The sequence below is a fragment of the Vibrio sp. YYF0003 genome (assembly GCF_036350715.1).
Taxonomy (GTDB): domain Bacteria; phylum Pseudomonadota; class Gammaproteobacteria; order Enterobacterales; family Vibrionaceae; genus Vibrio; species Vibrio natriegens.
Genome location: NZ_JAZDWA010000009.1, coordinates 1 through 12,000, shown reverse-complemented (window position 1 = coordinate 12,000; position 12,000 = coordinate 1). Strand labels below are relative to the sequence as shown.

Sequence of the window (12,000 nt, the reverse complement as noted above, 5' to 3'; positions counted from 1 at the left end):
CTCTAAAGAGAGAGCTTAACTATAAGGATTGACCCTTAAGGATATTGAATTTCTATCGTCTGCAGTTGGTAGCCTGCTTGTCGGTAAATTTTATATCTTTCTCTTGCGAGCTGTTTAGCTTTTTCTTCGCAGGGCACGAAGTCTACCACTTGAGCAAACTTGTTCGCAAAGGTTGTCTCATTTTCCGCCAAATTAATTACTAATTGGCGATTCCAAGACGGTTTTACACCATGATGCCCAATTTCAATGTTGGTGGCGTATTTAGGGCCTTCACCTACGAGATTATGTGCCATGAACTTGTCTGCATCAATTTGCCAGAAAGCTTCAGCGAGCTGCTCGGCATGCATTTTGTCGTTGCAGTTCAGATATACTTTAGCGCCTTGGCGGGCAAAGTGCTGAGCCAAAAATACAACATACTCTTCAAAGCCAGTGAGCTGCGCTTGTGGGCTGTCTTCTTTGATGATGTAGAAAGTTGCGGTTTGCATCATTCTCTCGCTTAGTTCTGATCTCACCTTACGACTCTTGTTATAGAGAATATGGTGACAATAAAAAAGGGCCTTGCGGCCCTTTTCGATTTAGTTCAGAAATTATTCTTCTGTCTCTTGGCCGCTGCGGTTCAAAAGGAATTGGACTAGCATTGAGACAGGACGGCCTGTTGAGCCTTTCGCTGCGCCTGATTTCCAAGCAGTACCTGCGATGTCCAAGTGTGCCCAGTTGTACTTTTTAGCAAATTTTGACAAGAAACAACCAGCAGTGATAGTACCAGCAGGACGACCGCCTATGTTTTGCATGTCAGCAAATGGGCTCTTCAGCTGCTCGTGGTACTCGTCTGCCATAGGTAGACGCCATGCACGGTCACTTGCTTGCTCAGAAGCGTTTACCAGCTCATGTGCAAGTGGGTTATGGTTTGAAAGTACGCCACTGATATGGTGACCAAGTGCGATAACACAAGCACCTGTTAGCGTAGCAACGTCTACCACACAATCTGGTTCGAAACGCTCTACATAAGTTAGTGCGTCACAAAGAACCAAACGGCCTTCCGCGTCAGTATTAAGTACTTCAACGGTTTGACCAGACATCGTTGTTAAAATATCACCTGGACGGTAAGCGTTGCTACCCGGCATGTTTTCACAGCCAGCCAGAACACCAATCACGTTAATAGGCAGGTTTAGTTTCGCCAACGCTTTCATTGTACCGAATACAGATGCCGCACCACACATGTCGTACTTCATCTCATCCATACCTTCACCAGGTTTCAGTGAGATACCGCCTGAATCGAACGTTAGGCCTTTACCAACCAGTACAATCGGTTTTGCATCTGAGTCAGGGTTACCCTTGTACTCGATGATTGACATCATAGATTCGTTTTTCGAACCACGACCTACCGCTAGGTATGATGTCATGCCCAGTTTTTCCATCTCTTGCTCACCAATGATTTTGGTGGTCACGGTTTCGTAATCGTCTGCTAGACGACGAGCTTGTGACGCAAGGTATGCTGGGTTTGCTACGTTTGGTGGCATGTTGCCAAGGTCTTTTGACGCTTTTACGCCAGACGCGATAGCAAGACCATGAGTGATCGCTTTTTCACCCAGGCTCAATTCACGACGAGTTGGTACGTTGAAAACAAGCTTACGCAGTGGGCGGCGAGTTTCTGGCTTAACGCTCTTGAACTGGTTAAATGTGTACAGACCATCTTTAGTCGCTTCAACTGCCTGACGAACTTTCCAGTAAGTGTCGCGGCCTTTAACGTGCAGCTCAGTCAGAAAACATACGGCTTCCATTGAGCCAGTTTCGTTAAGTGTACTGATCGTCTTTTGAATGATTTCCTTGTACTGGCGCTCGCCTAGCTCACGTTCTTTACCACAACCGACAAGTAAAACGCGTTCTGACAACACTCCTGGTACTTGATGCAGTAGTAGCATCTGGCCAGGTTTACCCTCTAGATCACCACGGCGAAGTAATGAACTGATGTAACCGTCACTGATTTTATCAAGTTGTTCGGCTACTGGAGAAAGGCGACGTGGTTCAAACACACCAACAACGATACATGCGCTACGTTGTTTCTCTGGACTGCCACTTTTTACACTGAACTCCATGCGTACTCCTACATCCTGAAGACAAATTGCTCTAAATGTTAGATAATGATCGCTTACTTGTTGAATTTTAGCTCCAGGCTTACATGCAGAGCTAATTAAGCGACTAACATTTAGTTTATAATTTTTCAAAAAATAAATGGTTCAACGGGAAACTATAGTGATTCGACCAAAAAAACAAGTTTTGTATAGGTAATTTCAGCGTGATTATTGTTAGATATTTGATCCGCGAAACACTCAAGAGTCAATTTGCGATCTTTTTCGTACTTTTTTTGGTGTTTCTGAGCCAAAAGTTCATTAGTGTTCTCGCAGACGCTTCTGACGGGGATATTCCAGCTGGATTGATCTTCTCAATTGTTGGTTTGAATATGCCAGCAATGGGCTTATTGATGCTGCCGTTGAGTTTGTATATCGGCATATTGATCACTTTTGGTCGTCTTTATGCGGAGAGTGAAATTGTCGTTATGAATGCGACGGGGATCGGAAACAAGTTTTTGGTGCAAGCGGCACTTTACTTAGCTCTGATTACTTCTGCTGTGGCGGCATTTAACGCTCTTTGGTTATCACCATGGTCGCAAGAAAGAGTGGAACAGCTCTACGAGCAGGTTGCGGCTGAAAATAGCGTCGACCTTCTTCAAAAAGGCCAATTCCAGGGTACGCCAGATGGCTCTTCTGTGGTGTTCATCGATGATATTAAAGACAACACGCTGAGCAATGTGTTTGTTGCCCAGATGCGCCCTCGGGATTCTGTTCTGCCTAGCGTGATGTTTTCTTCTTCAGGCGAAGTGAAAGAGCTGTCAGATGGACGACAGATCATCACGATGAAAGAAGGTACGCGCTATGAAGGTGTGCCTACTCGCGTGGAGTATATGATCACCAAGTTCGATCAGTACGAAGGGGTGATTGGTCAGCGCGAAGTGAAAAAGAAAGGCAGGGACTGGGAAGCTTACCCTACGGCCGATTTGATTGGTCACCCGGATCCTGAAGCGCAAGCTGAGCTGCAATGGCGAATTTCACTGTTTGTATGTATTCCATTGCTCACGATGTTGGTTATTCCACTGTCTGCAGTTAACCCGCGTCAGGGACGATTCGCCAAAATGGGCCCAGCGATTCTGATTTATTTGGCTTACTTCCTGGCGATCAGCGCAACGAAATCGGCACTGGAAGATGGCTCTATACCGACGACCGTTGGAATGTGGCCAATCAATGCGATGTTACTAATAGTCGCTATTTTGGCTAACATGATGGACAGCGTTCCAGCTCGACGAATGAAAGAAAAATTCCGCAAGAAGAGGCTAGCGTAAGCCGTGTTCAAAATCTTAGACCTTTATATCGGTAGAACCATTATTTCGACCACAGCCTTGGTTTTGGCCACCTTTGTTGGCTTGTCTGGCATCATCAAATACGTAGAACAGTTGCGTAAAGTTGGTCGAGGTGTGTATGACCTAATGCATGCTCTTTACTTTGTACTGTTGAGTATTCCTCGCGACATTGAAATGTTTTTCCCAATGGCGGCACTGCTGGGCGCTTTGATTGGTTTGGGGATGCTAGCATCAAGCTCTGAGCTGGTGGTTATGCAGGCTGCAGGTTTTTCTAAATTGGATATCGGTTTATCCGTATTGAAAACCGCCGTGCCTTTAATGCTTATTGTTATGACGCTTGGTCAGTGGGGCGCGCCAGAAGCTCAAAAGATGGCTCGTGACCTACGCTCCTTTGCAATATCTGGCGGTAGTATTGTGTCCGTCCGGGCCGGAGTTTGGGCTCGGGATGCGAACGATTTTATCTTTATCGGCAAAGTCGAAGACGACAAATTGTATGCGCTGAATATGTGGCGCTTCGATGAGGATAAGAACCTCCAGAAAGTGATTTTTGCTGAAGAAGTGGATTATGAGCAAGACAACAACTGGGTCATGAAAGACGTGCAAATCACCGATATGCAAGGTGAGACCGTGATATCCAAGCAAAGTGTCGACCAAATGGAATGGCAAACGTCACTTGCGCCAGACAAGCTTGCCGTTGTGACGGTTAAGCCAGAAGAGTTATCACTTAGCGGCTTGTACGATTACGTGACCTACTTGAAAGCATCAGAACAGGATGCTTCACGTTACGAGCTTGCGTTCTGGCGTAAACTGACTCAACCTCTCTCCATTGCGGTCATGATGTTGATGGCGTTGTCGTTTGTATTTGGTCCGCTGCGCAGCGTGACGATGGGCGCAAGGGTGTTGTCAGGGGTAGTCGCTGGCTTTACTTTCTATATTTCCAGTGAGTTTTTCGGACCGTTGACTCTGGTATACGGGATACCTCCCGTGTTTGGCGCATTGGCACCAAGCCTGGTATTCCTTGCTATTGCGGTATCGCTACTAAGAAGAAAATTGTAAAAAGAAAAAGGAAGGCCAATGCCTTCCTTTTTTATTGTGCTTTCGGTAACACAACCACTTTAGTTTTGGCCCACATGTCGTGGAAACCGCGTTTCTGCGGATCGATGGGTACCGTCAGGTTGGCTAAACCGAAGCCTGAAGTTGCAATACGAATCAGCGCTTGAGTAACAGTGATTGGTGCATCGTCAGCGGCGTTACGTACTTGAAGTTTCCAGGCACGCATACCAAGTGTTTGACCTGCGCGAGTCCAGAAGAAAACAAAGAAATAGATCCAAACTACCGCTAAATACAGCGTAAAGATTGGGCTTATTACAGGGTGCTTCGATAACATATCCGCAGCATCGACATATTCCCCATAGCTCAGTAACCCTGCGGCATTGAGTGCAAAGACAATGGCCATAACCACGCCGGCTGCCATCATTTCTATCGCAATGACAATCAACGAGTCATAGACCAAAGCAGCTAATCGACGAAAGAGTCCTGCCGTTGGAAGAGTTGTAGAAGTAGTCATAATTCCATCACTTACCTTAACAAATTGTGCGTCAGAATATAGATTCCCTCCCCATGTGAAAAGAGAGCCAACGCACAGAGTCTCCAATTGTGGCGAAATCCAGCCTTTTACAGCCGTACTTATCGTTGATAGGGGCGGGGATAAGAGAGAATGTATTGGGAATTCTTCAATTCAGTTCGAATCGTTTTGGTTTTCAGCCATGAAATTTCTGGTCTATTACCTGATGAGAAAGCTGAGATAGTTGGTGTTTTTCGTCTTCGGTATAATGTTGAGACATTGCGAGTTCCAATGCTTTTTCTGACAGTTTTTGGGCCGGAGATGCGAAGAATTTGGGATGCATGCTCGATATCGCTAACAATGATTTTTGCAAGCGAATCTGAACTTGGAGTTGTGCTGCGCCATCATGTGCTATCGGCAAAAAGACATCATCAAACAAATCTTGGCAGCTTAATGAAGGCACAAACAATCGAGGAAAACGCGTTTTTATGGGTCTTTGCTTTAGTAACTCCCCCCAAAGTGACAATGCCCTTATAGCGCGCCCGAGTACATCAATGGCGGTGCCGTTGTCATTGACTGCAGGGGAGAGTGCTCTTGAAGCTATTTCCGCCAAAACGACCAAGCCAAAACGAGGGTCTTGGTCGAAGGAACGCTCTGTTCGAATGGTGAAAGCTGCGCTAACTTCGCTTTCTTCTTCTAGCTCTCCACATAACCAAGCGATGGGTTGCCCTGAGTAAACAAAGTTACCCGGCTGACGTTCTATGTAAATAGTACATTGGTTCTCTTCGGCAATGCTGTCAAGATGGTGCATATCAATATGCTGTAAGTAACCAATTTCTTGGCTGTAAATAGGTTTGCTTCCCCTAGGTTTATGCTCAGGGTGACTCCAGGGGCGGGCTCCAAGCCAAGGCTCATTTCCACGCTTGCGAATCGCACTTATCAGAGCTTGTTCGACTTTTGACGTTGTTTCTGAAACTCTTCCAAGTACCGATAAGTGCTGAATCCAGCGCAACAGCGTAAGTATGATCATCACGATGACAACCATAGTCACGATGAACAGATAGATGCGCGCCTGTTCGTGATAGGCACCAACACCAAGCGCGATAATCCCCACCAGACTAAATAAGAACGAACCGAGAAACGTCGCCAGTGCATTTTGCGTTGTGCTGTCTTCCATTAATAGCTTCGTGGCTCTTGGTGTCACTCCCGCACTGGCGGCGGTGTAGGCTGAGACCATGATATTGAGCGAAAAGGTAGTTACCGCCAACATTGAGGTCGCCAGAATATTGAGTATGTTATTCAGTAGTTCACTGCTGACGTTAATCGCGGGAGGCAGTACGACGAATTCGTTTAGAACAATCGACATCAAAGCGGTAGCGACCGCAAGTAAGGCGAATAATGATGTTCGAACCCATAGTTTGCGGGTTACCTGTTTTAACAACCACTGCCATTTAGATCCTGTCATTCTCTGACTCCTATCGAACAATAATTCGAAAGTGGATATAAAATTCAAAACGTTAGTATTGTTAAAGCATAGGTTAAATTTTTTGAAGTCTGATTAATGTTTGATGAGTCATAATGAAAAGGCACGTATATCAGCATATTTTCAAACGTACAGATGGTGTGAAGTAGAGAGGTAAAAAAATGATTCTAATTACAGGCGCTAGTAGCGGACTTGGGGCTGAGTTGGCTAAGCTTTACGATTCAGATGGTCAGCCAACATACCTTACGGGACGAAGCGAGGGTAAGCTCTCTGAAATCACAAACAGACTATCTAACAACATTGGTTACCAAGCTTGTGATCTCTCTTTGCATCAGGATGTTGGACAATTATTTGATCAATTAGACCAGCCTCCCCAAACAGTGATTCATAGTGCGGGAAGTGGTTATTTTGGGCTGTTGGAAGATCAAGAGCCAGAACAGATTCAAAAGTTGATTAACAACAACCTTAATTCTGCCATTAATGTCTTGCGAGAGTTGGTTAAGCGTTACAAGGATCACTCGGTAAATGTGGTTGTGATTATGTCGACTGCATCGCAACAACCGAAAGCTCAGGAGTCCACATACTGCGCAGTTAAGTGGGCGGTAAAAGGTCTGATAGAGTCTGTTCGTTTAGAACTAAAAGGCAAACCAATGAAAATTATTGCGGTCTATCCGGGAGGGATGGCGACGGAGTTTTGGGAAACCAGTGGCAAGTCATTAGATCTCAGCAGTTTTATGAAAGCAGAAGATGCGGCCCAAATGATTCATGATGCGGTGTCGAGCATCGGTAACGGCTATGTTTCTGATATCACGGTTAACAGGTTATAAACGCCATAGATATTGGGAAGATAGCTGTAAACTAGGTGGGCGGAGATAAGATTACGGGGTTCGAGCTCTCCTTTGTCACAGTTTGTGGCGAAATTATCAGCAAACGATAGTTATTAAAGGTTTTTCTGCTTGCGCAGGTCAAAAGCTTACGTATAATGCCAGACATCAAAGGGCAATAGCCCAGAGATGCCGGTGTGGTGAAATTGGTATACACGACGGATTCAAAATCCGTTGCCTTCGGGCGTGGCGGTTCAAGTCCGCCCACCGGTACCATACAAAGAAAGGTCGCTTTTATAGCGGCCTTTCGTCGTTTTGGGCGTTTGAAAATTGAAATTGACGTTCAAGCGTTGCCTTCGCGGTGGCGGCAGGAATGCCTGTCCAATCAGTCCGCCCACCGGTACCATATTTTAAGACAGAGCCTCGACGAAAGTCGGGGCTTTGTTGTTTCTGGAGTTTGTGAATTCAAATCCATCGTGGCGGCTTGGATGCAAGCCCAGTCAAGTCGCCCACCAGTACCATATTAGAAAGGTCGCTTTATAGCGACTTTTCGTCGTTTTAGGCGTTTGAAAATCTAAGGCTTGCCCAGTTTTATCTATAAACTTTTTCCTCACTTTGCTGATGATTCATGATTTGGTTCATCGGTTGCCATTTCCGTGTACTAGTTTGGTTCGGAGGTAAGTTCGCGATATTTTTCTGGCGCTGGAGGTTTTTGGTTAAGCTCGCCGAAGGTAGAGGAAGGCTATCCAAGAGAAAGTTGTATTCACTAGTATGGTCTGGAAGTTTGCAAACTTTGCACTAGTGACTTTCACTACTTTGGTGCAATGCTGAGCTCTCTATGTTTAATGATGAAATATCAAACCGTATTGGTATGGTTGTCTTTTTTGATAATGAGATATGTGAAAAGATGCTCGTCTTAACTATCTACATTTTGGCGTCATAAACTTTGTTACTAAAAGGCAAAGTTTGGTGGAGTGCCAACATCACTATTAAAAGAAAAGGACCATCTAAATGATAGGGAGATTAACCCAACTGTTCCCTGTTTGGGCAGTTATATTCGCCTTAACCGCTTACTTTTCACCAAGTCTCTTCGTCGATTTAAAATCTCAAATCGTCCCTTTACTTACGATTATCATGCTTGCTATGGGAATCAGTTTATCTCCTAGTGATTTCCTCAATGTTCTCAAGCATAAAAAGGCGGTGGGTGTTGGTGTATTTCTTCAGTTTTTAATTATGCCTCTTGCCGCTTTGCTCATCAGCTTCTTATTAGGGTTTAGTACGGAGCTTACTGTCGGCATGGTACTGGTTGGTAGCGTTGCTGGTGGAACATCCTCTAACGTAATGGTATTTCTGGCCAAAGGTGATGTTGCGCTTTCCATTTCAATGACGGCTATATCTACATTATTAGGCGTGATATTAACGCCATTACTTGTAGAAGGGTTGATTGGTCAAAGTGTTGATGTGCCTGTTTCTGGGATGTTGATGAGCTTAGTTAAGATCGTACTACTTCCTGTCTCAATAGGCGTCATTATTAACACCTTTATTCCTAAAGCCGTTGCTAAGGTCAATGCGATATTACCGTTGATATCAATGCTCGCTATCGTCGTTATTATCGCCATCGTTGTGGCTTTAAACGCTGAAAACTTAAATACCATTGGGCCATTGGTAGCTTTGGCCGTCATTTTACACAATGGCCTAGGTTTGACGGCGGGCTACTATTGTTGTCGTCTACTTGGCTTTAATGAATCGACTTGTCGGACAATTGCATTTGAAGTGGGATTACAGAACTCAGGTTTGGCTACGGCGCTCGCAATGAAGTTCTTCTCACCAGCATCGGCAATTGCCGGAACAATATTCTCAGTTTGGCACAACATTTCAGGTTCTCTATTAGCTGGATACTGGGCAAGCAAAAAGGCTCGTAAAGCTAAAGCTGTAACTAATAGCCTATAGGTTCAACTGATTAACAAGTATCAAGTTAAGTTATCGGCTGAGGTATTTATCTTGTTAGGTATTTACTGAGGCTTCAAACACCTGTTATCCCCTGAATACTAAATCTTACTCAGGGGGTAATAGGTGCTTTCGGTTGAGCTATTCAAGTTCAACAAGCGGTCTAAAGATCATTTCATGTACCACCACATCTTCCGGAAGCTTTAATAACCCTAAAATAGTACGAGCCACGCTTTCGGGTTGCATGTACTCAGGTCGGCTGGCTGCCCTAAAGTTGGTATCAGTGCCGCCTGGGTATAAGTTGGTAACTTTAATACCATGAGGTTGAGCTTCTTTCATTAGCACGCCAGTAAAACCTGCTAACCCTTGTTTCATGGTTGTGTAAACCGCCATCGTTTCGCTCGCCCGTTTGGCAACGGTACTGGTGACGTTAATGATGTAGCCCGACTTCTGCTCTTTCATTAACGATAGCGCTTCTCTACATAGAATTGCAGGCGCTCTTAAGTTGATCGCGTACTGCTGTTCAAACTCTTCTAGCGAAAACTCATCAATTGCACATTTACGAGTATTCATGCCTGCGTTGTTAATGAGGACATCCAGCCCGCCTAGTTCTTCAGTCGCTTGCTTGAACATATCCATCACTTGCTGAGACTCAGTGAGATCATAGGAGGCAAACTTACAACCAGTCAGTTGATGTAGCTCTGTTAACTTATTCTTATTTCTGCCTGTAGCAAAAACTTCGTGATGTTCCGCGCAGAGCTGTTTTACTAGCTCAAATCCTATACCGCTGCTGGCACCTGTAACGAGAATTTTCATTTACTGACTCCGGGTTTTTAAAGAATGTTCAAATTTATTATGCCTTGCTTAAATAGAACGATAAATGGAAGTAAGCCTTTACAACTGAGATAGCGATTGATTTGTGACTGAACACCGACCAAAGTTTCTGCTTTGAAGCATCATCTTTTAATATAGAAAAAGCGTTATTTCACTTGGTAGAAGTAGTGGCAATTAGGTGATGAATACTATTGATCTCATTGATAATCATTACTGATGAATTTTATTATAAATTCCCTTAAAATTGAGGGCTTATATTGAAACCCCAGTCAGTAGTGAATAGTGGCAGCAATTAAACTTACCGTAGATCGCATTCAGCCAGGGTTACATATCCGTCTACCGTTGAAATGGAACGATCACCCATTCTTACTTAATAGCTTTAAAATTAAAGATCAGGGACAAGTTGAGATGATTCGTCACCTTGGCGTTAAGTTCGTGTACTTTAATCCTGAGCAAAGCGATTCATTGCCCTTACCTGTCAACCAAGATAGGGAAGATAAAGTAAAGAGCGATGATTCGTTAGATCTAGAAACGAAAGCATTATGGCAAGAGAAGCAGAAACGAATAGAAAAGCTGAGTGCTTATCGACGCAGAGTGATTCAATGTGAAAAAGAGTTTGAGCGTTCTCTCGCTCGTATGCGCTCAGTAATGATGAAAATTCGTAATCGTCCGGTCGCTGCGGTTAACGAAGCAAAGCAGCTAACCGAAGATATCGTAGATAAGTTAATGTGTGACGATAATGTCACGCTGCATCTCATGAATGGCAAAAACGAATATGAAGATATCTATTTTCACTCGCTGAATGTTGCGGTTATCGCGATGATGATTGGACGAGCAAAAGGTTACTCTGCTGAACAATTGAAAGAGCTGTCCTTTGCCGCATTGTTTCACGATATGGGTAAAGTGAAAATTCCAACAGCTATATTAAGAAAACAAGAACCACTGACAGTTCCCGAAGAGAACTATTTAAAGCTGCATACTAAGTATGGTTTGGATCTGGCTAACCAAATAGAGGACTTTCCTGAAACGGCAAAGACAGTTATTGAGCAGCATCATGAGTTAAGAGACGGCTCTGGCTACCCTAAGGGGTTGCAAGGTGATGAGATAAACGAGTTTGCCCAAATCATTATTGTCGCAAATGCATTTGATAACTTGTGTCATACGAGAATTACTTCAGAACAAAAGATCCCGTATACCGCACTTTCCCATCTATATAAGAATTGCAAACATCTATATAAAGAAGAAAACCTCAAATTCCTGATTAAGTTTATGGGCGTCTTCCCACCGGGAACAGTCGTACAGCTGACCAATAACATGATTGGGTTAGTTATCTCAGTGAATGCTTCGAATCTATTACTCCCTAATGTTTTGGTTTATGACCCCTCAGTACCGAGAACCCAAGCCCCAATACTTGATTTAGCGTCGAAGGATTTAAGGATAGTAAACGCAATACATCCTTCTAAACTGCCAGAGAATATAAAAGAGTATCTTAATCCGCGTTCTCGAATTTCATACTTCTTCGATACTGACGCTTAGTTATCCACAGGGTTTTGTGGGTAATATGTAGAAATGCTGAGTGTTATTTTGGGGTAATTTTAAGGTTGGATGGAAAATGTCCACTTGGCATGTTTTTTTGAAATAATTGCATTTTTAGTATTGCCAAAGAAATTCTTCTCCCTATAATGCGCATCCACCGACACGGCAGACGCGATAAGGCTTCAGCAGGGTCGGAGAGGTAAAAAGCTTCTACGAAAAATTAGTTGAAAAAAGTGTTTGACACTTACAATTAAATCGCTAGAATGCACCTCCGCTTTGAGAGAAAAGTTTCTCGCAAAGCAAGCTCTTTAACAATATAGACCTATCAATCTGTGTGGGCACTCGTTGATGATAATCCAATTAGAAACTTCGGTTTCAAATTAGGTTTCAATGATAC

General features: G+C 44.0%; 10 protein-coding genes and 1 tRNA gene. 6 read left to right on the top strand and 5 right to left on the bottom strand.

The window, feature by feature from the left end; translation table 11 throughout:
- Window positions 1-35: 35 nt before the first annotated feature.
- Entirely contained in the window at window positions 36-485 is a 450-nt protein-coding gene (locus V1U08_RS20300; RefSeq protein ID WP_014233055.1) for a DNA polymerase III subunit chi, read from the bottom strand.
- 102 nt (window positions 486-587) lie between these two features.
- A complete protein-coding gene (gene pepA / locus V1U08_RS20295) occupies window positions 588-2,096 on the bottom strand; it encodes a leucyl aminopeptidase (RefSeq protein WP_020334476.1) in 1,509 nt (502 codons plus the stop codon).
- A gap of 200 nt (window positions 2,097-2,296) precedes the next feature.
- Here pepA and lptF point away from each other — a divergent pair, with 200 nt between their 5' ends.
- Both lptF and lptG read left to right on the top strand, forming a co-directional pair.
- Complete coding sequence (gene lptF / locus V1U08_RS20290; protein ID WP_020334475.1) at window positions 2,297-3,397, top strand: LPS export ABC transporter permease LptF; 1,101 nt, start codon at window positions 2,297-2,299, stop codon at window positions 3,395-3,397.
- Window positions 3,398-3,400: 3 nt separating this feature from the next.
- Entirely contained in the window at window positions 3,401-4,471 is a 1,071-nt protein-coding gene (gene lptG / locus V1U08_RS20285) for an LPS export ABC transporter permease LptG (RefSeq protein WP_014233052.1), read from the top strand.
- A 31-nt stretch (window positions 4,472-4,502) separates the two neighbouring features.
- Here the strand turns inward: lptG and V1U08_RS20280 are convergent, their stop codons facing one another.
- On the bottom strand, window positions 4,503-4,982 hold the full coding sequence (locus V1U08_RS20280) for an RDD family protein (protein WP_014233051.1): 480 nt from the start codon (window positions 4,980-4,982) through the stop codon (window positions 4,503-4,505).
- Between the two features lie 193 nt (window positions 4,983-5,175).
- Window positions 5,176-6,444: a DUF2254 domain-containing protein gene (locus tag V1U08_RS20275; RefSeq protein ID WP_330471326.1), complete on the bottom strand. Its 1,269-nt coding sequence runs from the start codon at window positions 6,442-6,444 to the stop codon at window positions 5,176-5,178.
- Window positions 6,445-6,623: 179 nt separating this feature from the next.
- Here V1U08_RS20275 and V1U08_RS20270 point away from each other — a divergent pair, with 179 nt between their 5' ends.
- From V1U08_RS20270 to V1U08_RS20260, 3 genes are all read left to right on the top strand, one after another.
- Window positions 6,624-7,289, top strand: coding sequence for an SDR family NAD(P)-dependent oxidoreductase (locus tag V1U08_RS20270; RefSeq protein ID WP_330471325.1), 666 nt, complete (start codon window positions 6,624-6,626; stop codon window positions 7,287-7,289).
- A 188-nt stretch (window positions 7,290-7,477) separates the two neighbouring features.
- A tRNA-Leu gene (locus tag V1U08_RS20265) sits at window positions 7,478-7,562 on the top strand.
- Between the two features lie 735 nt (window positions 7,563-8,297).
- Window positions 8,298-9,236 (top strand): bile acid:sodium symporter family protein, encoded by a 939-nt coding sequence (locus V1U08_RS20260; RefSeq protein ID WP_014233048.1) that lies wholly within the window; start codon window positions 8,298-8,300, stop codon window positions 9,234-9,236.
- A gap of 138 nt (window positions 9,237-9,374) precedes the next feature.
- On the opposite strand, the gene V1U08_RS20255 is transcribed toward V1U08_RS20260, so the two are convergent.
- The gene (locus tag V1U08_RS20255; protein WP_330471324.1) at window positions 9,375-10,049 is read right to left on the bottom strand and encodes an SDR family oxidoreductase; all 675 of its coding nucleotides are present in this window, start codon (window positions 10,047-10,049) and stop codon (window positions 9,375-9,377) included.
- A 300-nt stretch (window positions 10,050-10,349) separates the two neighbouring features.
- Here V1U08_RS20255 and V1U08_RS20250 point away from each other — a divergent pair, with 300 nt between their 5' ends.
- Entirely contained in the window at window positions 10,350-11,603 is a 1,254-nt protein-coding gene (locus tag V1U08_RS20250) for an HD-GYP domain-containing protein (RefSeq protein WP_330471323.1), read from the top strand.
- Window positions 11,604-12,000: the final 397 nt, after the last annotated feature.